The following is a 23,051-nucleotide window of genomic DNA, read 5'->3' as shown; positions in this document are numbered from 1 at the left end:
GCACCCCGGTTTCAAGGGGTTTTGCGCGGCCACTCACAATCACGGCAAGATTATATACCGACCACACGTGGGTTTTTCGCCGCATTCAGCACGGGCTTGTTAATGCGAACTGTTCCCATTATTCTGGATGCGAGGCGGAAACCCGCCGACTCCTCAAACCCCATTTGGCCCATCAGGAGGCCCTACCGCATGAAACCAGCACGCTGCCTGATCTCCTCGATCACCGCCCCGATCACCGTCGGAATCGCCGCGGCGCTCATCTTCGCCGTCCCGCCGAGCGTCGCTGCGGCCGACGAGGAGGTCAACCTCTACTCCGCGCGCAAGGAAGAGCTGATTAAACCCTTGCTGGACCGTTTCACCGAGCAGACCGGCATCAAGGTCAACATGGTCACGGACAAGGCCGAGACCTTGCTCAAGCGCCTGGAGAGCGAGGGCATCAACTCGCCGGCCGATCTGCTGGTGACGGTCGATGCCGGCAACCTCTATCGCGCCAAAGAGGCCGGAGTGACGCAGCCGATCGAGAGTCAGGTGCTGGTCGAGGCGATCCCGGAGACTTACCGCGACCCCGAGGGACATTGGTTCGGTCTGTCGCTGCGCGCGCGCCCGATCATGTACGTCGAGGGGAAGATCGATCCGACCAGCCTCACGACCTACGAGGCGCTCGCCGAGCCCGAATGGAAGGGTCGCATCTGTATCCGCTCTTCGGACAATGTGTACAACCAGTCGCTGGTTGCCTCCATGATCGCCGCCGACGGGGTCGAGGCCACCGAGGCGTGGGCGAAGGGTCTCGTCGCCAACATGGCGCGTCCGCCCAAAGGCGGCGATCGGGATCAGATCGCAGCTGCGGCGGCCGGGCAATGCGACATCGCCATCGCCAACACCTACTATCTTGCCGGGATGCTGACCTCGGGCGATCCGAGCCAGGTCTCCGCGGCGGAGGCGATCAGGGTCTTCTGGCCGAACCAGGACGGGCGCGGAGCCCACGTCAACATCAGCGGCATCGCCATGACCGGCGCAGCGAAGAACAAGGAGACGGCGATCAAGCTCGCGGAATTCCTCGTCAGCCCGGAATCTCAGGCCTGGTACGCGGAGGTCAACGGAGAGTACCCGGTCGTTCCGGACGCTCAGGTCAGCGAGCTTCTGCAATCCTGGGGCGAGTTCAAAGCCGACGACATTCAACTGTCCAAACTCGGCGAGCTCGGCCCGGATGCCGTGCGCCTGATGGACCGCGCCGGCTGGAAATAGACGGGAGACCGTCCGAGACGCGATAATGAGGGGCCGGCGGGTGCCGATCTCGCCGGCCATCCCCAACCCAGGAGGCAGTCCTTCTTCACCATGAGGCGATCGTGAGCATGCAGGAGCGCCGGGGGTTGTGGTCGGCGAGCATCGTTGCGATCGCACTCTTGACCGGACTGCCGGTGCTGGTGATCGTCGGCTTCATCCTGGTTCCCGCCGGCGATGTCTGGCAGCACCTCCTCGACACGGTGCTCGCCGATTATGTGCTCAACACGCTGCTGTTGATGCTCGGAGTCGCCGTCGGAACCCTGATCGGCGGCGTCGGCACGGCCTGGCTGACCAGCATGTGTCGCTTTCCCGGACGCGGCCTGTTCGAGTGGGCGCTGATCCTGCCCATGGCGATGCCCGCCTACATCATCGCCTACACCTACACCGGCATGCTGGATTTCGCCGGACCGGTTCAGACCACGCTCAGGGACTGGACCGGATGGGGGTTCGGAGACTACTGGTTTCCCGAGATCCGTTCGCTCGAAGGGGCCGCCCTGATGCTGGCGCTGGTCCTCTACCCCTATGTCTATCTGCTCAGCCGAGCCGCCTTTCTCAGCCAGTCGCTGTGCGTGCTCGATGTCAGCCGCACACTCGGCAACGGTCCCTGGCGCACCTTCTTCTCGGTCGCACTGCCCCTGGCACGCCCGGCCATCGTCGCCGGGCTGACCCTGGCCCTGATGGAGACCCTGGCCGACTACGGTACGGTTCAGTATTTCGGCGTCCAAACCTTCACCACCGGCATCTTCCGCACCTGGTTCGGCCTGAACAACGCCGCGGCCGCCGCCCAACTCTCGGCGATGCTGCTCGGCTTCGTCTTGGTGCTGATCGCGTTGGAGCGGATCTCGCGCAGCCAGGCGCGATACGACGACACGAGTCGGCGGCATCAATCGATCCGCCGTTACCACCTGACCGGCTGGCGCGCAGCCGCAGCCGTCGTCTTTTGCCTGATCCCGCTGATGCTCGGGTTCCTGATCCCCGCCGGGCAGCTCGCAGCGTGGGCACTGACGATCGCCGAGGGTGCCTACGACGCGGCCTTCTGGCGCCTGGTCCGCAACAGCCTCGAACTCGCGGCAATCGCCGCATTGATCGCCTTGCTGCTGGCCCTGGTGCTGGGCTACGGCAAACGTCTGCATCCGACGCGTGCGGTGACCGGAGCCGTGAAGGTCGCCGGTCTGGGCTACGCCGTGCCCGGTACGGTCATCGCCATCGGCGTCATCATCCCCTTCGCCTGGTTCGACAACACCCTGGACGCCTGGATGCGCCAGACCTTCGATGTCTCGACCGGTCTGTTGTTGAGCGGGACCCTGGCTGCCCTGGTCTTCGCCTACCTGACACGCTTTCTGGCCGTCGCGCTTCAGACGGTCGAGGCGGGGCTCGGGCGCATCCGACCGTCCATGGACGAGGCCGGTCGCGCTATGGGCTATCGGCCTGGGCAGGTGTTGCGGCGCATCCACATCCCGATGCTCAGGGGCAGCCTGCTTACCGCGGTGCTCTTGGTCTTCGTGGATGTGCTCAAAGAGCTCCCGGCGACCCTGATCCTGCGACCCTTTAATTTCAACACACTCGCGGTGCGCGCCTACGAGCTGGCCTCCGACGAGCGCCTGGCGGACACCGCGCCTGCCGCACTGACCATCGTGCTTGCAGGCTTGGTTCCGGTTATCCTGCTGAGCCGTTCCATCACCAAGTCCCGCAATGCCGACACAGCTTGAGGTCAGAGACGTCAGCGTCGCCTATGGCGGCACCACGATCGTGCGCGATGTATCCTTCGTCCTCGAGCAAGGCATCATCGGGTGTCTGCTCGGGCCGAGCGGCTGCGGCAAGACGACCTTGCTGCGTGCGATCGCCGGGTTCGAGCCGATCAGTCGCGGCGAGGTCTTGTTGCACGGGCGTCGCGTCTCGGTGCCCGGCGACACCCTCCCCCCGGAGCAACGGCGGGTCGGCATGGTCTTTCAGGACTTCGCCCTGTTCCCGCACCTCACGGTTGCCCGCAACGTCGCGTTCGGGCTGCGCGGACTCAAACGTGCGGAGCGCGAGTATCGCGTCGCCGAGCTTCTGGACCTTGTGGACCTGCGCCAGGCGGCATCGCAGTATCCGCACGAGCTCTCCGGAGGGATGCAACAGCGGGTCGCACTCGCCCGCGCCATGGCACCGCGCCCCGAGATTCTCTTGCTCGACGAGCCCTTTTCCAGCATGGACGCGGAGCTGCGCGAGCAGCTCGCACGCGAGGTCCGGGATTTACTCAGACGCGAGGGCGTGACGGCGATCCTGGTCACGCATGACCAGCTCGAAGCCTTCGCCATGGCCGATCAGATCGGGGTGATCGCGAACGGGAGCATTCGGCAATGGGGAACCGGATTCGGGCTCTACCATGAACCGGCGGACCGCTTCGTGGCCGATTTCATCGGCCAAGGCGTGTTGCTCCCGGCAGTCGTGGTGGACGAGACACGCGTGAAGACGGAGCTCGGGCGCGTCGCCGGGAGCAAGCCGCATGGTCTGGCACCAGGAACGGCGGCGGAGGTGTTGATCCGACCCGACGACATGCTCTACGACGAGACCAGCCCGAGACGGGCGGTCGTGGTCGAACGCGCATTCCGCGGCGCCGAATACCTCTACCAGCTCAGGTTGGAAAGCGGAACCGAGGTGCTCTGCTTGGTCCCGAGCCATCACCAACACGCGGTCGGGGAGGACATCGGGATCCGACTCGAAGCGGATCATCTCGTGGTCTTTCCCTGCGCAAGTGCCGAGCCGGATGCGCCGGAAGACCCTGCGATCAGCAGCGTGCTTCCGGCGCAGAGCGAGCCCGCAGATGGGGCCTGAGCCCCGCGATGCGGGAGCCCTTGCACTCAGCCGCTTCGGCCGCCCTTCTTGGCCTTCTTCTCCGCCCGCTTCTCCTTCATGTTCTTCAGCGGCTGCTTCTTGGCTTCCTTCTTTTTGTCTTCGCCTTTGCTCATCTGTGTCTCTCCACGGCCCGTCGTCGATCGATCGCGTATCGGTGATCGGTCGGGACGCTCGAACGGTATGGTCGGATGGGCCCTGTACCGGCCCGGCTCTGCCCGATGATCGTCGGCGTTCAATCCTCGAATCGGCAGGAGGTTATCATGCCACAAGCCCCCCGTAAGGCCAGAGCCGCGCACAACGAGATCCCGACGGCGATGCGCAATCTCATCGCCGGCTATCTGGCCGTCTCGGTCGGTGCGATCGCCCTGCTGCTGTTCGGCGGCGATCCATCGTCCGGGATATTTCTCGTCATCTTTGCGCTACCATGGAGCCTGTTCGTCAGCCAGGTCAGCGGCCTGTTGGGAATCGACTCCGCCGCACTCAACCTGGCATTGCTTGCGATCGGCGTCGGCATCAACGGCGCGCTGCTGTATCTCCTCGGTCGCCGCTTGCGCAGACGACAATCGCCTTCTTGACCAACGCGAGATCACCGATGTCACCCTGGACCCTTTCCATGCGAGTTCCGCACCTTTTGATCGGCGTCTTGGCGATCCTTGCCGCCGCCGGATGCACCAATCACCTGCAGGAACGACAGCTGATCACGCCCACCGACCCGCGAGCAGAGGCTTGCGTGGCGAGCTGCGACTTGGGCCAAAGCCAGTGCGAGCAGCGCCAACGGGTGCGCGAGGAGGAGTGTCGGATGCATTACGAGCGACTGTCGGCGGATCACGAGACCTGTCTCGCCACGCCGGGGGCGCTCTGCATCAAACCCGACACCTGCCCTGCTGCGGAGATGACGATCTGCACGATTCAGTACGAGGAATGCATCGTCGGCTGCGGCGGCACCGTCGAGACACGGTTCTCGATGCCTCGTGTGTCCGGAGGCTGATCGCAGGCGTTCGGATACGCTCCGAGACTCTAAGCGCGATTGCTTAGGCTCGCGTTTTCTCGCGAAGCATCCGCCTGGAGTTCACCGCACGGTCGACCGCGTCGGGTGCCTTGGGCCGCCGCTTCGTATCGCACCCCATTGGATACGATACGCCCCCGGAATCGCGTACACGGCATTACTTTTGCTTGGCTTTGTTCGGAACCCCTAATACAGTCTCGAGGATAGACCATGAACGACACCAATGTGACCTGGCACGAACATCAGGTCTCTCGCGTTGACCGCGAAGCGATGAAAGGACACAAGGGCTGCGTGATCTGGTTTACCGGGCTCAGCGGCTCGGGAAAAAGCACGATCGCCAATACGCTGGACCATCGGCTCCACCAGCAAGGCATCCACAGCGCGGTGCTGGACGGCGATAATGTCCGTCACGCGCTCAATGCAGGCCCGGGCATGCTTCGCGATGTCCATGGCGAGGAGTTCGCGCAGCGCTTCGGCCTCGGATTCTCCGCGATCGATCGCGAAGAAAACATTCGACGCATCGGCGCGGTCGCACATCTGTTCGCGCAAGCCGGCATGATCGCCCTGACCGCCTTCATCAGTCCCTACCGCGCGGACCGTGACCGGGTCCGGCGCGCCATGCCGGAAGGCGATTTCATCGAGGTCTTTGTCGATACCCCGATCGAGATCTGCGAGACCCGCGACCCCAAGGGACTCTACAAGAAGGCACGCGCCGGCGAGATCAAGGGATTCACCGGGATCGACGATCCCTACGAAGAACCAACCGCACCGGAGCTGCAACTCCATGCCGGCCGGAACCCGCCCGATGTCCTGGCCGATGAGGTGATCGCCTACCTGCGCACGAGCGGGATCATCCTGCCGAGATCCTAACGCCACGGGCCGCGATGCAGTCGAAGTTAAACCGCGCCCCGCTAAGGGCCGTGGATGCACCAAATGTCGAGTTCACTCGAAGATGAGCATCTCGCTCTCGACGTCGTAGGATGGGTAGAGCGCAGCGAAACCCATCCTCCCCACGCCGATGTCGTCGGATACAGATCGCGGCTTGGATGTTGGTTTTCGCTGCGCCGCTTCGTCAAGGAGATGTTGTTGCTTGGGGGATGGGTTTCGCTGCGCCGCTTCGTCAAGGAGACGTTGTAGCTTGGAGGATGGGTTTCGCTGAAGCTCTACCCATCCTACGTTTTGGCGGTCAGCCCTTCTCGAGTAGGCTTCGGAGATCGATGATCGCGGCGTTTGCGCGCGAGATGTAGGAGGCCATCACGAGAGAATGGTTACCCATCGGACCGAATCCGGTGCCGTTCAGGATCATCGGGCTCCAGATCGGATCCTGGGTGTTCTTAAGCTCCCGGATGATCTGCTGGACAGAGACCAGCGCGTTCTTGTCCTTAAGCACCTTCTCGAAATCGATCGACAGGGCTTCCAGGGTATGCAGCAAGGCCCAGGTATAGCCACGCGCCTCGAAAAAAACGTCGTCGATCTCCATCCACGGCGTCTTGTTCTCGCGCTCGCCGACGGCCGGGCTTGCCTGCTGTGCGCTTGGGTCACCCGCGAGTGACGTATCCAAATGGGCCTGTCCGACGGCATAGGAGAGACGCTGCGCCAGGCTTCCCAGACGTTTCTCCGCCACCGCGAGATACGATCTCAGATTGTCGGAGCGCGCAAAAAACTGCCCGTCCGAGGTCTTGTCATCGCCGAGACGGTGGAAGTACCGCGTCATGGCAGCGATGCCGGTGCGGTATTCGGATTCTGTCGACGGCAGGATCCAGGACTCGGAATCGTAGCTGAACTGTGGCTCGGCCACCTGAAGATCCTTGTCCTCGACCGATTGAGTCTGGGAGCGGGAAAACTCGTTGCGCATCGCTCGCGACAGATCCCTCAGCTCGGTGAGTGCGCCGAACTCCCAATTTGGAATGTTATCGAGGAAGACGCCAGGCGGGGTCATATCGTTGCTCAGATATCCGCCGGGTTTATTCAGGAGTGTCTCGGCGATGCCGATCACGGTCGCCGTCGTGTAGCTGCCGGTCACGAGTCGCGCCGACTCGCTCCCGTCGCTGCCCGCCAAGCTGGCTGCCTTTTCCCGCACGTCGAAGGTCGCCGGCGAGCGCGACCAGAAGATCGCGAGGATCGTGACCACCAGGATGTAGGTGACGACGAACAATCCCGCGGTCCACCACAATCCTTTCTCGCGCCAGGTCCGCGGATCGTACAGCTTGACGACTTCGGTCACCGACTTCGGCAGGTGCGGCTTTTCCATCACATTCTCCGTGTTTTCTTGAGCTTGTGCATTCGCAGGCCGGCGATGCCGTTCAGGATACTCGAATCGATGTCGGCCTCGAGGCCCTGCCGTTGTTTAGCTGTCGGCTAAGGCCCGCATCGGCCCATCGCGCTGGGCCGATGCGGAAACCTCGGTCTAGCGCATGGGAGTGAAGTGATTCATCCAACGCGGCATCGGTTGGACAGCAGGCGGTGTCGGAGTCACCTCTGTTGCCGGAGCAGGCGCAACCGGCGCGATCGCGGCCGGTGCCGGGGTCGGCACAGGTGCCACTGCCGGGGCGGGTGCCTCGGCCGGGACGGGTGCCGCCACAGTGGCAGGTGCCTCTGCAGGGACGGGCGCCGCCGCCGGGGCGGGTGCCTCTGCAGGTGCAGGAACGGGTGCCTCGGCCGGGACGGGTGCCGCCACAGGGGCAGGTGCCTCTGCAGGTGCAGGAACGGGCGCCTCTGCCGGAGCAGGTTCCTCAGCCGGAACGGGTGCAGCCATCGGAGCAGGTGCCTCGGCCGGAACGGGCGTCTCCGGCGACTCGGAAAGCGCTGGAGTCTCGGCCGGCGTCGTCTCGACGACCTCCGCCTCGATCATGTGCGCTTCGGCCGATGGCCGCTCCGTCGCCGGAGGCTCGGCAACAGGCTCAGCGGTCACCGGCAGGACGACCACCGGCACCTCGATGAGGGCGTCCGGGGTCGTGGGCGCGGGATCAGCCGGCGCAGCCGGCTCCTCGGGCATGCTCTCCGCGACGGCAGGCTCCTCGACGGGCGCATCGGCCGGCGAGGCCGAGACGACCGGGGCAGGCGCTTCCGGGAGGGCCGGAAGCGTCGGATGCGCAAGCGAGGGCGCTGCCGCTGGGCTCGGCGGAGCGGTCATCGCCGAACCCGGTAAGGGAGCGAAATGCGGCATCCGATGCTCTTTCGGCGGGCGGACCGCCGGAGTCGCGGGCGCCGTCGGTGCCGGCTCTGCGGCAACCTCGGCGGCCGGCTCGGCGACGGGCGTAGGCACCTCGGCCTCTGCTTCGACCTCGGGGACGGCTGCGATCTCGGCCTCGGCCTCGGTCTCGACCGCGGGCACAATTGCGACCTCGGATTCGGCCTCGACCTCGGGGGCAACCTCGGAAGCGGGCTCGACCGCAGCGGACTCCACCGCCGGTGCGGATTCAGGCGCCGACGCGGGGGCTACCGGCAGAGGCGCAAAATGGCTGACGCCAGCTGCCTCCGACCGAGCGGTCTCGGTCTTCGGGGCTGCGTCTGCCTCGTCGGCAATGACTTGTTCTGCCGGCTCGGGCGCAATGTCCGGTTGCGCAGTCGTCGCTGCAGGCGCTGCCCGCAACGGGGCGAAGTGTGGCGCGCCGGCTGCCGTCGACGGAGCGGCCTCGGGCTCCGCGGGCACCTCCTCGGCAGGTGCCTGCGCGACCGGCTCGGGCTCGGGCTCGGGCGCCGGCTCGGCAGCGCTCACTGCGGGCGCAGGCTCGGCAGCCGGCGGTGGCGGCGCCGTCAAGGTCACGGTCCCGATCGGGGCGAGATTGGCAGCGACTTGAATCGGGGACAGCGGTGCTGGTTCCGCGAAAGGGTCGGCAAGCGTGACGTACAGGGTTCCGACAACGGTCACGACGGCCACGGTCCAGACGGACGTCTTACCGATATCGATAGCCGCCAGTTTTGCTCGTGCTTGTGCGAGCGTGGCCACGACCTCTTTCATCAGGTTGTTCCTCGTGTGGGACGGTTAAAAATGGATTTGGTCATAAAACCTGCTTAGGCTGCCTGAATAGGCGCGCCGGTTCAAGGGAGAACCACACTCGAGCTGCAATCATGCCGGTCGCGAAGATATCCTGCTCGGGCTCCGGGCGCGTGGCGACGCACGCCCGGCCGGGCCGGCGAGCGGCTCAACGACAGCCCCGGCCGCCTTCACACGGTGTGCATCGTCACGCGGGAAACGCGGTTCGCCTGCCGCATACCGGGCGCCCCGGATATACTGCGTCCGATGTCGCCGGCCCGCCGCGACCTGTACCGACGCCCGAGCCGACCCGTGGATTCGGGACCCGGTTGCGCACTTACCCGATTAGACCCCGATAAGACATAAGGCTGCGGCCGCCCGTGATCGCTATGGCAACCAACCCTCTCTTAGGTGCCGGATACCTGCTCCAGGGCATCCGGCTGATCACCCGACCCGGGTTGCGACGGTTCGTCGTTGTCCCGCTCGCGGTCAATACTCTCATCTTTTCGGCCGCCATCGCCCTGGGCTTGAGCCTGTTCGGGAAGGTCCTCGCGACTCTCGATGCTCGCCTTCCGAGCTGGCTCGCCTGGCTGGACTGGGTTCTTTGGCCCCTGTTCGTCCTGGTCCTGCTTGTCGTGGTCTTCAGCCTCTTCGCGCTGGTGGCGAACCTGATCGCGTCGCCCTTCAACGGCCTCTTGGCCGAGAAGGTCGAGCGGATGCTCACCGGACGCCCGCTCGATGAGGGCGCCACCCTTGCCGGCGTCATGGCCGACATCGTGCCGACGCTCGTCGATGAGATGCGGAAACTCCTTTATGCCGTTGTTCTTGCGATTCCTTTCCTGCTGTTGCTGCTTGTGCCCATTGTCGGACAGATCCTCTGGTTTCTGTACATTGCCTGGGTGTTGGCCGTTCAGTATTCGGATTATCCGATGGGAAACCACGGGATGAAGTTTCGCGAGATGCGCCGACGCCTCGGTCGGCAGCGCGGGATGAGCCTTGGTTTCGGCGCTTCCGCGGCCATGCTGAGCATGGTGCCGCTGGTCAATTTCATCCTCATGCCGAGCGCCGTGGCAGGCGCCACCGCCATGTGGGTCCGGGAGCTCAAGGGCGCGACCAACTATCAGAGTCCGACCCGATCTCGTGTCGCGACGCGCTGCGTCCTGCTCGAAATCGACCATCTCTCGGGCCGGATCGGCGGCGAGATGCTGGCCGGACCCTATTCCGGGGTCTCTCTCGATCAGGTGCCGACGGAGGATCTCGTCGAGATGCTCGAGAGCTGCTACGCAAGCGACCCCGAGTCAGTCGAGGCGCTCGAGGTCTACCTCGATCGCGAGCGCGGACGCAAGACCTCGGAGGCACCGCACCGCCGACACGCCGAGACACCGCGCGCACCGATCGAGCAGATGCCGCCGGACGAAGCCCGCGCTATCCTCGGTATCGGCCCCGACGCCGGTCCGCAAGAGGTTAGGAGCGCGCATCGGCGCCTGATCCAGCGCCTGCATCCGGACCGCGGCGGCTCGGACTATCTGGCTTCCAAGATCAACGAAGCGAAACAGGTCCTGTTGGACTAAACCACGCAGGCTCAAGCGGCCGTCAAGTCTGCCGGGGCCGATACCGTCCAATAAACAACGCATACCGCGCCGGGCGCGGTTTAGAGGCACAGCTCGCCCATGTTCGTTCGAATCCTGCTTGTGTTGATGGTGCTGGCCGCAGTGATCGGCGCCCTCGCCTATGTCAAATACAGTCAGATCCAGTCTGAGATGGCCATGTTCTCGCAACCCATGCCGGCACCGACGGTGACCGCCGTGACGGTCGAGGCGACGGCGTGGGAGCCAACCCTGGAGGCGGTCGGCACCCTGCAGGCGTTCCAGGGCGTAGAGGTGAACAACGAGGTCGCCGGGCAGGTGACGGCGATCGAGCTCGAATCGGGCGCGATGGTCAAAAAAGGCGACATCCTGGTCCGGCTGGCCGATGACGTCGATCGCGCCGACTTGGAGGGACTGCAGGCGGCGGAGCGCCTCGCGCAGATCAAGGTCGACCGCAACCGCTCGCTGCTCAAGGACCGTGCCGTCGCTCAAGGCGACTTCGACGAGCTCAGCGCGCAGCTCGATCAGGCCCGCGCGCAGGTCAAAGCCAAACAGGCGACGATCGAGAAGAAGACCATCCGCGCGCCGTTCGACGGACAACTCGGCATCCGTCGGATCGACCTCGGGCAGTTCCTCGCCGAAGGCTCATCGATCGTGCCGCTTCAGACCCTGGATCCGATTTATCTCGACTACGCTCTACCCGAGCGGCACTTGGGGCTCCTGCAGGTCGGTCAACAGGTGCAGGTGCGCGTCTCCGCGCATCCGGACCGGATCTTCGACGGGGTCATCCAGGTCATCAGCCCCGGGATCGACCAGGGCACGCGCAACGTCCGTGTCCGTGCGGGCCTGAGCAATCCGGACCTGGTGCTCCGCCCCGGCATGTTTGCGCGGGTCGCGACCCTCTTGCCGCGCGAGGACGCCGTGCTGACCATCCCGCGTGAAGCCATCGCCTTCAACACCTACGGCGACGCGGTCTTCGTCATCCGCGAGGAGGACGGCAAGACGCTCGTCGAGCGCCGCCAAGTGCGCACCGGCGCGGTGCGCGGGGATGAGATCGCAGTCCTGGATGGACTTGCGGAGGGCGACCGCGTCGTCTTGTCCGGCCAAGTGAAGCTCAGCAACGGGCAAGAGGTCCGAATCGTCGATGCAGGGGACGAGGCGCCCGCGGCCGGCACATCCGAGCCCGAGCCCACGCCTGAATCCGAATCCGCGCCCCAATCCGAGCCCACAGCCGAACGGGATCCCGAGGCCACGGCGACATGACATTCACCGACATCTTCGTCCACCGTCCGGTCCTGGCCACCGTCGTCAGCTTGCTGATCTTCATCCTCGGCATTCGCGCCTTCCTCGACCTGGAGATCCGCCAGTACCCGGCGACCCAAAACACCGTCGTCACCATCACCACGGCCTACCCCGGCGCCAGCAGCGAACTGGTGCAGGGTTTCATCACCACGCCGCTGCAGCAGGCGGTGGCCGAGGCCAACGGGATCGAGTATCTGGTCGGCACCAGCACGGCCGGCGTGTCAGTCATCGAGGCGAACATGCGCCTCAACTATGACCCCAACGCGGCCGTCGCCGAGATCCAGGCGAAGGTCGCCAGCCGTCTCAACGTGCTGCCCGAGGCCGCGCAGAACCCGGTCATCGACTCCACGACCGGCGACTCCACGGCACTCATGTACCTCGCCTTCTACAGCGAGGAGATGACGCTGCCGCAGATCACCGACTACCTCATCCGGGTCGTGCAGCCTCAGCTCCAAGCCCTTGAAGGCATAGCCAAAGCCGAGATCTTCGGCGACCAGACCTTTGCGATGCGGATCTGGCTCGACCCCGCGCGTATGGCCTCGCTGGGTGTCAGCGGCGACGAGGTCGCCCGTGTGCTCGCCGAGAACAACTATCTCGCCGGCATCGGGCGGCTGCGCGGCAACCAGGTCCAGATCGATCTGTCGGCGACCACGGACGTGAGCCGCGTGGAGGATTTCCAACGCCTGGTCGTGCGCACCCAAGACGACACCCTGATCCGTCTCGACGACATCGCCGAGGTCGAGATGGGTGCCAAGACCTATGATTCGGCCACGCTTTACAAGGGTATCCCGGCCATCTTCATCGGCATCGAGCCCGCGCCCGGCTCCAATCCGCTCGACGTCGCCGCACGGGTGCGCGACCTCATGCCCGAGCTCGAGACCCAGTTCCCGGAAGGGCTGAAGGCGTTCGTGCCCTACGACGCCAGCGAGTTCATCGAGGAATCCATCACGGAGGTCTTCAAGACGCTCGCCGAGGCGGTGCTGATCGTGCTGCTCGTCATCTTTCTGTCGCTCGGCTCGTTCCGTGCCGCACTGGTCCCCTCGGTCGCGGTGCCGCTCTCGATCGTCGGGGCAGGCTTCCTCATGTTGCTCCTTGGTTTCTCGATCAACCTCCTGACATTGCTCGCAATGGTTCTGGCCATCGGGCTTGTCGTCGACGACGCCATCATCGTGGTCGAGAACGTGCACCGACACATCGAGATGGGCAAGAGCGGAACCCAGGCAGCGATCGACGGCGCGCGCGAGCTGGCCATGCCCATCATCGCAATGACCACGACGCTGGTTGCCGTCTACGCGCCCATCGGCTTCATGGGCGGGCTGGTCGGATCACTCTTCACCGAGTTCGCCTTTACACTCGCCGGCGCCGTGGTGGTCTCGGGCGTGGTGGCCCTCACGCTCTCCCCGATGCTCGCCGGGCGCGTCCTGCGCGCGGGCAGCGAGCAAGGCCGTTTCGAGCAAGGTGTGGAGCATGCTTTTACGAATCTTGCACAGGGTTATCGGCGCCTGCTGCATGGTTGGCTCGAGTATCCGGGCGTCACCCTCTTGGTCGCCGTCGTCATCCTGGGCGCCATCTACGGCATGTACAGCATGACCAAAAAGGAGCTGGCCCCGACCGAGGATCAGAGCATCCTCTTTTTTATGGGCACCACGCCCCAGACCGCGACCGTCGATCTCAACCTGCGTTATATCGACGAGATGCTGCCGATCTTCGAATCCTTTCCCGAATATAAGGAGAGCTTCATCATCGCCGGCATGGGCGGCGACCAAAGCATGACCTTCGGCGGCTTCAAGATGTCGCCGCCCTCGGAGCGCGAGCGCGGTCAGATGGAGATCCAGCCGCAGCTCCAAGGCATGCTCGGCGAGATCACCGGCATGCAGACCGTTGTCTTCCCGCGGCCGAGCCTACCCACACCGGGCAACGGCATTCCGGTCGAGTTCGTCGTCCTCTCGGACCGCCCAGTCGCCGAGCTCGACGGCCTCGCGGATCAACTGCTCGGCAAGGCAATGGCCAGCGGCAATTTCATGTTCCTGAGCAAGGACATCAAATACGAGCGGCCGCGCAACGTCTTGGAGATCGATCGCGACCTCGCAGGTGATCTGGGGATCAGCATGGCCGATCTCGGCCGCAGCCTCTCGGTGATGCTCAACGAAGACTATGTGAACTGGTTCAGTCTGGAAGGCCGCAGCTATCAAGTGATTCCTCAGGTTGCGCAACGTTTCCGAAACGATATCGGAGAGTTGCAGGATTTTTATGTCCGCAACGCCGCGGGCGACCTCATCCCGCTGTCCGCCCTGGTCGAGATCCGCGACGAGGTCGAGCCCTCCAAGCGCGTCCAGTTCCAGCAGCTCAACGCCATCACGCTCTCCGGCGTCATGACACCCGGCGTGCCCTTGGGCGCCGCACTCGCCTATCTGGAGCAAGAGGCATCCGCACTCTTCCCGCGCGGCGTGCGCTGGGACTACAAGGGCGAGTCGCGTCAGTTCAAGACCGAGGGCGCGGCACTCGAGGTCACCTTCTTCCTCTCGCTCCTGATCATCTATCTGGTACTGGCGGCCCAGTTCGAGAGCTGGCGCGACCCCTTCGTCATCCTCATGTCGGTGCCGCTCACCATCGCAGGCGCCCTCGCCTTTCTCTTTCTCGGCTTCGCGAGCGTCAACATCTACACCCAGGTCGGGCTCATCACACTCATCGGTCTGATCGCCAAGAACGGCATCCTGATCGTCGAGTTCTCCAACCAGTTGCGCGAGCGCGAGGGACTCTCAAAACGCGATGCGGTGGAGCAAGCCTCGGCGATCCGGCTTCGCCCGATCCTGATGACCACGGTCGCCATGCTGGTCGCCATGATCCCGCTCCTCACCGCGAGCGGTCCAGGTGCGGTCAGCCGCTTCGACATCGGGTTGGTGATCGTCACCGGACTGGGCATCGGCACGCTCTTCACCCTCTTCGTGGTGCCGGCCTTCTACATGCTGCTCTCGCCGGATCAGCATCGGACCATCGGCGTCGTCCGTCCCGAGATCGATACGGCTTAAAGCGCGCCCGGCGCGGTATGCGATGTGTTCGGATGTGATCGGCCCCGGCAGACTTGACAACCGTTGGAGTCGGCGCGGTTTAAGATCACAATCCGGATTCCTGCGTCCGCCCGGCGCGAATCGCCGGAGCACAGCCACCGCGACTCACTCCCGAAGGGCGCGACGCAAGGTCTCCAAGGCCCGGGCGTAAGACCCGCGCGCGATATCCTCGCGGACCGTTCGGGCATCCTCCCCGAGGATGGGCGCGACCAGGGTCCCGAGCTCGGCCCAGACCTGCAAGGCCCGCGGATCGCCTTCGGAGAGCAGGAACTCCAAGTGGGCCAGGAGGACCTGCGCGATGGCCGGATCCGCGTTCGAGGTCGCGCCATCGACCTCCGCCGGCTCGGCCGTCGCGCCGCTGTCCGCGACCGAGGGCTCCGGGGGCACGGCGGGCAACCAGTGCAGCAGGGCGGCGTACAAGCGCGCCGGCTCGACGGGCTTGCCGATGAAGTCGTTCATACCGGCATCCAGGCAACGTGCACGATCGTCCTCGAAGGTTCCCGCCGAGATGGCCAGGATCGGCAGATCCGCCCGGCCGGGGAGCGCGCGTATGGCGCGGGTTGCCGCCAATCCGTCCATCCGCGGCATCTGAACATCCATGATGACCAAGGCATAATCGCGCTCGCGCACCCGCTCGACGGCGGCTGAACCATCCTCGGCCACATCCACGCAGAGTCCCGTCTCCCCGAGCAGATCCAGGGCGACGTCTCGATTGATCGGGTCGTCCTCGACCAAGAGGATCGGCGTGCCGGAATGACGCCGAGCGATAAGCTGTTCCGGGATGGCAACAGGCGTCGTTGTCGACAACAACGCCATGCCGGACGTCGGCAGCGCCGCCCGGTCGTCCCGGCGCAGACGCGCGGTCATCCAGAAGAGACTGCCTTGCCCTGCGGTGCTCGTCACACCGACCGCGCCGCCCATGAGTGTCGCCAGTCGCTTGACGATCGCGAGGCCGAGTCCGGTCCCGCCATGGCGACGTGTGGTCGAGTCGTCGGCTTGGGTGAAGGGCTGGAACAGACGCCCCTGCTGATCCGGCGTCAAACCCATCCCTTGGTCCTCGACCTCCAGACGGAAGAGAATGCTGTCCGCGCTCTCCTCGGCCAGAATCCCCCGCACCTGGATCTCGCCTTGCTCGGAGAACTTGATCGCATTGGCGAGAAAGTTGACCAGGACCTGCTCCAGACGCAGGGGATCCCCGATCACCCGTGCCGGCAGGCGCGGATCGATCGTCGTCAGAAGCCGAAGATCCTTCTCGGACGCACGCTCGCCGAGCAGGCCGACAACCCGCTCGATCGCCGTCGCCGGCGAGAACGGCGTCTCCTCCAAGACCAGTCGACCGGACTCGATCTTCGACAGATCGAGGATATCGTCGATGATGAGCAGTAGATGAGACGCGGCTTCGCCGAGCTTGTGCAGCCTGGTTCGGGCCACGGGCGCGGTCACCTCCTTCAGCAGCAGATGATTCAGGCCGAGAATGGCGTTCATGGGGGTGCGAATCTCATGGGTCATGTTGGCCAGGAAGCGCGTCTTGGCCCGGTTTGCGGCATCCGCCGCATCGCGTGCCTCGGCGAGCTCCGAGGTCCGCTCCGCGACTAGATCCTCCAGGCGATGGCGATACTGCTCGAGCTCGGTCTCGGCCGCCTTGCGCCGAGAGATATCGAAGAAGGTCACGACGATCCTCCGCATCCGACCCTGCTCGTCATGCAGTGGATGCGCCTCGCAATGCACCCACACGGGATCCGCGCGATCGGGTCTGACAATCCCCAGTGTCACGCTCTGGAGAGCCTGTCCGGTCTCGGCGACACGCTGGACCGGATACGCGTCGACCGACATCCGGGTGCCGTCCTCGTGAATGAAATGCCACCTCGGGTCAACGGCGGCGAGTCCCTGCATCTGCTCGACCGTCAGACCCAGGAGATGCGATGCCATCGGGTTGGCGTAAAGAATCCGTGCATCCGGTGCATGGACGACCAAGCCGGCATACAGGTTGTCGACGAGAGTGCGGGAGTTGCGCTCGCTCTCGCGCAAGGCGGCCTGGGCGTCCAGGCGCATCATGGAGTCGGCCGCGGTATCCGCGACTGTCTGCAGCATTCCCACCCACTCGGACGCCTCCGGGCGTCGCCGCACATCGCCGAGCGAGAGGGTTCCCAGCACCCGCTCGCCGATCTTGAGCGGGATGCAGACGAAGCTCACCACGCCGAGTGCCCGCAATGCCGGCATGGCGTACTCGGGTCGCCGATCGGCATCGAGCTCCACCAATGCCGCGCCGCGTGTCGCAACCCAACCGGATAGGGTCTGATCGACCGGGACACGCAATGGCCCGTCCGGCGGCCGCGGAACTCCGACGGCGCCGACAAAGACCATCTCCGCGGATGCGCGGTCGTAGGTCTCGATCGCGACGACCGGACACGCGATGCGCTTAGACAGCAGCTCGGCGAGGGCTTGGCAGAAATCCGCCGCGGCCTCCGAAGACACCGCCAGTCGGGCGGCGGCGCTGAGCGTCTCGCGCGCCTGCTGGGCCAGGACCCGCTCGGTGATGTCGGCGTAGGTGACGACCACGCCGTAACCGGCCAAGGGCAGATGCGTGGCCACCACGCTGAGCCAGGTGACCCGGCCATCCGGCTTGCGGATCCCCATGTCGGCGCGATGCAATCCTCTTGGGTTCTGCAACGCCAAAACACTCGGGTATTCCGATGAGGGCATAGGGGTCCCGTTCGGACGGAGCAGGTCCCACGCGGCGCCTCCGAGCGTGCGTCGCAGCTGCTCTTCACGCGAAATCCCGAGGATGGACTCGGCGATGGGATTGGCCTCGACGATCGCACCGTCCTCGTCGGCGACCGTGATCCCGAGCGGAAAACTGTCGAACAGGGTTCTGTACTTGGTCAAAGCGACATCGAGGGACCCTTCAGTGCGTCTGTGCGCATCGAGTTCGACGACCAAACGTTCGGTCTGCGCACGCGACTTGGCGATCGTATGCACGAGGCCGGCCAGGAGAAGACTGATCAGGGTCCCGACGACGGCGGTCGACCAAAACTTCAGGGCCCCGACGGACAGCCCGCCGGTCGCCTGGCTCGAGAACACCAGGAACCAACGGTGGCCATTGAAATCGAGCGGAATGCGGACAACGCCGGCTCCATCCGGTGCCTCGGCAATCGATGCCGCGGGCTGACTGTCGTAGAGTAAGGTTTCGGGTGCAACGGCATCCCCGTGGTAGACGGCGAGACGGATCCGCGTGCCATCCCTTTGCTCCCATCCGCCCAGAATGCCGCGCATCAGGTCGTTCATGCGGTAGGGGCTGTAGACCCATCCCCTCAGTGCCGCCCGACGCTCCTCGATGGTCTCCACGGGCATCCCGTCATGATAGACAGGCACATACATGAGCGCGCCGGCCTGGACGTCCTCGTCGGTCTCCTGGACCAGACGGACCCGTCCCGACAGTGCCGCGATGTCCCGATCGCGTGCCTCCTCCATCGCGGCCCGTCGCACCGGCTCGGAAAACATGTCATACCCGAACGCGCGCAGATTGCGACCGCTGAAGGGCTCCAGATAGACGATCGAGGAGTAGAGCGAGCGCTCGCCCTCGGGCCAGACACGGTAGTCCGGAAACCCCTCTCGACGTATCGCATCGACATGCGCCGGCAACTGTTCAGGCGTGATCAGGAGAGAGAATCCGACACCCTGGATCCCGGGCAGCTGGTCGTCGAGCCGCAGACCGGCAACAAAGGTCTGCCATTCCTCGCGCGTGACCTCCTCGGAGGCAGCGAACAGGGCCGCACCGCTGCGCAGGATCTGCGCATGCGCGGCGAGTCGGGTCTGAATGCGATCGGCGATCTCCCCCGCCACGAAGGTCAGCTCGTACTTGGCGAGTGCCTCGACCTCGGCTCGAACCACGAGGGTGAGCAGCGCAGTGCACAGCAGCCCCGAGACCAGTGTCGCCCACACCGGCCACGCCGAGCGGCGCGGGATGTGTCTCGGATCATCCATCGCGCGTGTGGATCACCAGACGCAGCGTGTTCAGCGCCTGCTCGAAATCGAAATTCTCGACCTGGGACCGGAACCGTGCGGCATGCGTCCCCAAGATCGCCTCGATCAGGGGTGCGGACTCAAGCACGAGGTCTTTGGCGCGCGTGTTGTCTTCGGCCAAGAGCGTTTCCAACCGGGCCAGGACGATCGGTGCCTGCGACCAATCCAGATCGGGGGTCGCACTCGCTGCCGGGCTCGACACCGAGCGGATGCCCTCGAGAAGCGGAGTCAGAACAGAGTCCAAGGCGACAATGCCGGTCTCCAAGTCCGACGTCGATGCACCTGTCTCGACACGCTCCGCAAGCTCGCCCGCGCGGGCACCCAAGGCTGTCGCACCCAGCGTCGTCGAGAGTCGTTTCAGCGTTCGCGCCAGACGCGCGACCTCCAGGAGCTCACCCGCCGCCAAGCGTCGGCGCAGCACCGCCGCGACGTCACCGTGCGCCCGGGCAAACAAGTCGAGCACGCGCCGATATCCGGCATGATCGGAGCCGACGGCACGCAGACCCGCAGCAGTGTCGAGACCGGGAATCATCGCCAACGCGCCGGTCAGTGCGACCTCGTCGACGCGGCTTGCGGTCGGCTCCCCGTCCACTCCGTGCGCCCCCGGCATCGGCGGAAGCCAGCGCAGGAGTGCGCTGTAGAGGCGTTCCGGCTGCACCGGTTTGCCGACGTGATCGTTCATCCCGGCGTCCAGGCAGGCCTGACGATCTTCCTCGAAGGCGTTGGCAGTCATGGCCAGGATCGGCAGATTCTCGCGACCGGGCAGGCGACGAATCTTTCGGGTCGCTGACAAGCCATCCATCATCGGCATCTGCACGTCCATCAGCACCAGCGCATAGTCACGCTCGCGTGCCAAGTCCACCGCCTCTTGTCCATTCTCGGCAATGTCCACAACCAGTCCGAGTCGGCACAACAGCTCGCAGGCGACCTCGGCATTGAGCGGATCGTCCTCGACCACGAGCAGCCGAACCCCGCGATAGCGTCGCGCCAGACGTTCCTCCAAGTCAGCGGACGGCCGCAGGTGCAGATCATTCACGGCCCCCGGAGTCGACCCCTTGTCGTAGCGCAGCGGCACCTCGACCCGAAATCGGCTGCCCTGCCCCGGCGCGCTCTCGACGCCGACCTCGCCGCCCATGAGCTCGGCCAACCGCTTGCAGATGACCAGGCCGAGACCGGTGCCGCCGTAACGACGCGTCGTGGAATCGTCGCCTTGGGTGAAGGGTTTGAAGAGTCGCTCGCATTGGCTCGGGGTCAGACCGATGCCCTCGTCCGCAACCTCGAGGCAGAGCAGGAGTCGACGGCCGTCGTCTCCGCTGGCCATGGCGCTGACCCGAATCGTCCCCTGCTCGGAAAACTTGATCGCGTTGCCGAGATAGTTCAGCAGGATCTGGCCGAGCCGGTGGGCATCGCCGTACAGCACGACCGGGATGCGCGGATCCACTGACTGCTCGAGGGTCAGTTCCTTCGCCGATGCGCGCTCGCCGAGGATACTGAAGGCGTGTTGAATCAGCGCAACGGGCGAGAAGCCGGTCTCCTCGAGCGTCAACTGACCGGCCTCGATCTTGGAGAGGTCGAGGATGTCGTTGATGATCGACAGGAGATGTCGGGCCGCATCCATGACCTTCCCGACCTGAGCGCGCGGCTTGGGGTCGGTCACCTCGCGCTCGAGCAGGTGGCCCAGACCGATGATGGCGTTCATCGGGGTGCGAATCTCGTGACTCATGTTGGCCAGGAAGGCACTCTTGGAGCGGTTGGCCGACTCGGCGCTCTCCTTGGCCTCGGCCAGCGCAAGCTCGGTACGCCGACGCATGACGATCCGCCACAGATCGTCGCCGACCAACTGAAGCTGCAGGCGGTCGGATTCGTCGTAGTCGATCGGTTTGTTGCCCACGCCGATGAGCATCCGCACGCGCCCGTCCTCCTTGACGGGCACACCGAGATGACGCGCGAGCACGGCATGCCCCTCGGGATAACCGCGTCGGTCGGGCACGGCCTGAAAATCGTTGTGGATGACCGCTTGCCCGGAGCGCAGTGAATCCGCCCAGACGCCGGCCTTGGACACCGAATAGTGCCCCCCGTGCTCGGCCGTGCAATAGGCAAGCGTCCCGCGGGACCAGGTGCAGAGTTGAATGGCCTCCTGGTCATCGTCCACGAAATGCAGGTAGCCGACGAGGCTGTCGGTGAGGGCGACCGCGGTGTCGATACCCGCCTGCAGGAGCTCGGGCTCGCTCAAGGTCGGCGCAGCCTGACTCAAGTCGAACAGCGCCTTCAGACGCCGGTCGCTGCGCATGAGATCGCGGTTGGCGGCATCCAGCTCGGCGGTCCTGGCATCGACGAGCGCCCGCAAATGATGCCGGTGCAGATCCAGCTCCGCTTGGGCGAGGGTGCGCTCGGTGATGTCCGTCACGATCGCGACAACATAGGGATGCCCCTCGATCTCGATCGCACGATTACCCACCCGAACATGACGCATGCTGCCGTCTTTGTGACGATGCAGGGTGTCGAAGTCGCCCCGGCCTTCTTTGAGGATCGTGCGCAGGCCATTCCACACGCCGGCCGGATCGCGCTCGGCCTGGACATCCGCGATTCCGAGCCGGGCGAACTCCTCGCGGCTGTAGCCGAGCGCCTCGCAGGCGGCATCGTTGAACTCGACGAAACGGGCTGTCTCGGCGTCGACCAGAATGATGCCGTCGCTCGCCTGGACAAAGATGGCGCGATAGACCTCCTCGCGCTCGCTCAGCGCATCCTGGGCCTCGCGCAGCGTGGTGATGTCCATTGAGGTTCCGACGGCGAGAACGGGGCGTCCGCCGGCGTCTCGGCTTACCACGCGCCCGCGCGTTTGGAGCCACACCCAACGGCCGTCGCGGTGGCGGCTACGGTACTCGCATTCGATCGGAGGATCACCCGGTGCGAAGGCCGCCTGGAAGGCATGCATCGCGGCGTCGCGGTCGTTCGGATGCACGGACTCCAGCCAAGCGGACCGATCGAGCGGGGTTGCAACGTCCCGAAGGCCGAGCAGATCGCGCAGCGTCTCGTCGCGATAGAGCTGATCCGCGGCCAGGTCGAACTCCCAGAAACCGATGCCGGATGCCTCGACGGCCATTCGCAGCCGCTGCTCGGTATGGGCTTGCACCCCCAACAAGCGCTCGGTTCGGCGCTTGGTATCGTCGTGCAGGAGGTTGAACCCGATCCGCTCCATCAGGTTATGCAGCGTCAACATCCCCAAGACCATTCCGTCGGCATCCACGACCGCGAGATGCCGCAGACCCTCCTGCTGCATCAGACCAGCGGCATCCGACACGGGGCTGTCGTCGCGGATCATCCGCACGGGCGATCGCATCACATCGCGCACGATCAAATCCCGAGCCTGTGCGCCCCGCCTTGCCAAGAGATCGGGAATGTCGCGCTCGGTGAGGATGCCCAGCGGGCGACGTCCCTCCGCGATGAGCACGTAGGAGGCACGGTACTGCAGCATGAGCCTGCGCGCCTGCGCGACGGACGCATCCGGCAGCATGAGCGGCAGGTCGCGATCCATCACGGCGCTCAGGTCATCGAGCTGCTTGAGCAGACGCAGCGTCAAATAGCGACGAAAGTCGGTCTCGCTCGCGACCCCGACCGCCTTACCGCTCGCGTCAACCGCCACCAGGTGGCGAACCTGGTGATCGAGGGCCTGGAGGTAAGCGGAGGCGAAATCGGTTTCCATGGGGATGGCGAGCACCGGGGTGCTCATCACCTCGGCAACCGGCCGATCGAGATCGACCTCCCGATCCAGCAGTCGCAGCAGATCACGCTCGGTCAGGATACCCACGGGCTGCTCATTCTCGAGCACGAGGATGCATGAGAGTCTTTCCCGGGCCATGGTCCGGACGGCATCGCCGAGCGGGCTGTCCGGTACAACGGACTGCAGCGCCCGCGACATGATATCGGCGAGCGTCAGCTCGATGGCATCCGACATCGACACACTCCTT

14 protein-coding genes are annotated in these 23,051 nt (G+C 65.1%); 10 read left to right on the top strand and 4 right to left on the bottom strand.

The window, feature by feature from the left end:
- Positions 1–189: 189 nt before the first annotated feature.
- The 7 genes from BDD21_RS19570 to BDD21_RS27535 all read left to right on the top strand — a co-directional run bounded on the left by BDD21_RS19570 (position 190) and on the right by BDD21_RS27535 (position 6,265).
- The gene (locus BDD21_RS19570) at positions 190–1,245 is read left to right on the top strand and encodes a Fe(3+) ABC transporter substrate-binding protein (protein WP_120798588.1); all 1,056 of its coding nucleotides are present in this window, start codon (positions 190–192) and stop codon (positions 1,243–1,245) included.
- Between the two features lie 107 nt (positions 1,246–1,352).
- Positions 1,353–2,993, top strand: a complete 1,641-nt coding sequence (locus tag BDD21_RS19565) for an ABC transporter permease (protein ID WP_120798587.1) — start codon at positions 1,353–1,355, stop codon at positions 2,991–2,993.
- Positions 2,977–4,101, top strand: a complete 1,125-nt coding sequence (locus tag BDD21_RS19560; RefSeq protein ID WP_120798586.1) for an ABC transporter ATP-binding protein — start codon at positions 2,977–2,979, stop codon at positions 4,099–4,101. The genes BDD21_RS19565 and BDD21_RS19560 overlap by 17 nt, the downstream gene beginning before the upstream one ends.
- Positions 4,102–4,382: 281 nt before the next feature.
- Entirely contained in the window at positions 4,383–4,697 is a 315-nt protein-coding gene (locus tag BDD21_RS19555; protein WP_147431154.1) for an SCO4225 family membrane protein, read from the top strand.
- Positions 4,698–4,735: 38 nt separating this feature from the next.
- On the top strand, positions 4,736–5,110 hold the full coding sequence (locus tag BDD21_RS19550; RefSeq protein ID WP_120798584.1) for a hypothetical protein: 375 nt from the start codon (positions 4,736–4,738) through the stop codon (positions 5,108–5,110).
- Positions 5,111–5,338: 228 nt separating this feature from the next.
- On the top strand, positions 5,339–5,998 hold the full coding sequence (cysC, locus tag BDD21_RS19545) for an adenylyl-sulfate kinase (protein WP_120798583.1): 660 nt from the start codon (positions 5,339–5,341) through the stop codon (positions 5,996–5,998).
- 63 nt (positions 5,999–6,061) lie between these two features.
- Positions 6,062–6,265 carry a hypothetical protein gene (locus tag BDD21_RS27535; protein ID WP_147431152.1) on the top strand — a complete coding sequence of 68 codons (204 nt, stop codon included), beginning with the start codon at positions 6,062–6,064 and terminating at the stop codon, positions 6,263–6,265.
- 49 nt (positions 6,266–6,314) lie between these two features.
- On the opposite strand, the gene BDD21_RS19540 is transcribed toward BDD21_RS27535, so the two are convergent.
- Together BDD21_RS19540 and BDD21_RS19535 are read right to left on the bottom strand one after the other, a co-directional pair.
- Entirely contained in the window at positions 6,315–7,379 is a 1,065-nt protein-coding gene (locus tag BDD21_RS19540) for a DUF2333 family protein (protein WP_120798582.1), read from the bottom strand.
- A 156-nt stretch (positions 7,380–7,535) separates the two neighbouring features.
- Entirely contained in the window at positions 7,536–9,089 is a 1,554-nt protein-coding gene (locus BDD21_RS19535) for a hypothetical protein (RefSeq protein ID WP_120798581.1), read from the bottom strand.
- Positions 9,090–9,493: 404 nt separating this feature from the next.
- Between BDD21_RS19535 and cysZ the strand changes: the two genes are divergently transcribed.
- The 3 genes from cysZ (at position 9,494) to BDD21_RS19520 (ending at position 15,021) form a co-directional block, all read left to right on the top strand.
- Complete coding sequence (gene cysZ, locus BDD21_RS19530; protein WP_120798580.1) at positions 9,494–10,675, top strand: sulfate transporter CysZ; 1,182 nt, start codon at positions 9,494–9,496, stop codon at positions 10,673–10,675.
- A gap of 99 nt (positions 10,676–10,774) precedes the next feature.
- Positions 10,775–11,953: an efflux RND transporter periplasmic adaptor subunit gene (locus tag BDD21_RS19525; protein ID WP_120798579.1), complete on the top strand. Its 1,179-nt coding sequence runs from the start codon at positions 10,775–10,777 to the stop codon at positions 11,951–11,953.
- Positions 11,950–15,021, top strand: a complete 3,072-nt coding sequence (locus tag BDD21_RS19520; protein ID WP_120798578.1) for an efflux RND transporter permease subunit — start codon at positions 11,950–11,952, stop codon at positions 15,019–15,021. Before BDD21_RS19525 ends, BDD21_RS19520 begins: the two co-directional genes overlap by 4 nt.
- Positions 15,022–15,165: 144 nt before the next feature.
- Here the strand turns inward: BDD21_RS19520 and BDD21_RS19515 are convergent, their stop codons facing one another.
- Both BDD21_RS19515 and BDD21_RS19510 read right to left on the bottom strand, forming a co-directional pair.
- Positions 15,166–19,044 carry a PAS domain-containing hybrid sensor histidine kinase/response regulator gene (locus BDD21_RS19515; RefSeq protein WP_120798577.1) on the bottom strand — a complete coding sequence of 1,293 codons (3,879 nt, stop codon included), beginning with the start codon at positions 19,042–19,044 and terminating at the stop codon, positions 15,166–15,168.
- Positions 19,037–23,038: a CBS domain-containing protein gene (locus tag BDD21_RS19510; protein ID WP_120798576.1), complete on the bottom strand. Its 4,002-nt coding sequence runs from the start codon at positions 23,036–23,038 to the stop codon at positions 19,037–19,039. Before BDD21_RS19510 ends, BDD21_RS19515 begins: the two co-directional genes overlap by 8 nt.
- Positions 23,039–23,051: the final 13 nt, after the last annotated feature.

This window comes from Thiocapsa rosea, from assembly GCF_003634315.1.
GTDB classification, from domain to species: domain Bacteria; phylum Pseudomonadota; class Gammaproteobacteria; order Chromatiales; family Chromatiaceae; genus Thiocapsa; species Thiocapsa rosea.
This window is presented reverse-complemented; position numbering and strand designations above follow the sequence as displayed.

Excerpts from the sequence above, each read along its gene's own strand:
- BDD21_RS19570 (WP_120798588.1), top strand. The coding sequence starts at position 190 with ATGAAACCAGCACGCTGCCTGATCTCCTCGATCACCGCCCCGATCACC.
- BDD21_RS19565 (WP_120798587.1), top strand. The coding sequence starts at position 1,353 with ATGCAGGAGCGCCGGGGGTTGTGGTCGGCGAGCATCGTTGCGATCGCA.
- BDD21_RS19560 (WP_120798586.1), top strand. The coding sequence starts at position 2,977 with ATGCCGACACAGCTTGAGGTCAGAGACGTCAGCGTCGCCTATGGCGGC.
- BDD21_RS19555 (WP_147431154.1), top strand. The coding sequence starts at position 4,383 with ATGCCACAAGCCCCCCGTAAGGCCAGAGCCGCGCACAACGAGATCCCG.
- BDD21_RS19550 (WP_120798584.1), top strand. The coding sequence starts at position 4,736 with ATGCGAGTTCCGCACCTTTTGATCGGCGTCTTGGCGATCCTTGCCGCC.
- cysC (WP_120798583.1), top strand. The coding sequence starts at position 5,339 with ATGAACGACACCAATGTGACCTGGCACGAACATCAGGTCTCTCGCGTT.
- BDD21_RS27535 (WP_147431152.1), top strand. The coding sequence starts at position 6,062 with ATGTCGAGTTCACTCGAAGATGAGCATCTCGCTCTCGACGTCGTAGGA.
- BDD21_RS19540 (WP_120798582.1), bottom strand. The coding sequence starts at position 7,379 with ATGGAAAAGCCGCACCTGCCGAAGTCGGTGACCGAAGTCGTCAAGCTG.
- BDD21_RS19535 (WP_120798581.1), bottom strand. The coding sequence starts at position 9,089 with ATGAAAGAGGTCGTGGCCACGCTCGCACAAGCACGAGCAAAACTGGCG.
- cysZ (WP_120798580.1), top strand. The coding sequence starts at position 9,494 with ATGGCAACCAACCCTCTCTTAGGTGCCGGATACCTGCTCCAGGGCATC.
- BDD21_RS19525 (WP_120798579.1), top strand. The coding sequence starts at position 10,775 with ATGTTCGTTCGAATCCTGCTTGTGTTGATGGTGCTGGCCGCAGTGATC.
- BDD21_RS19520 (WP_120798578.1), top strand. The coding sequence starts at position 11,950 with ATGACATTCACCGACATCTTCGTCCACCGTCCGGTCCTGGCCACCGTC.
- BDD21_RS19515 (WP_120798577.1), bottom strand. The coding sequence starts at position 19,044 with ATGGATGATCCGAGACACATCCCGCGCCGCTCGGCGTGGCCGGTGTGG.
- BDD21_RS19510 (WP_120798576.1), bottom strand. The coding sequence starts at position 23,038 with ATGTCGGATGCCATCGAGCTGACGCTCGCCGATATCATGTCGCGGGCG.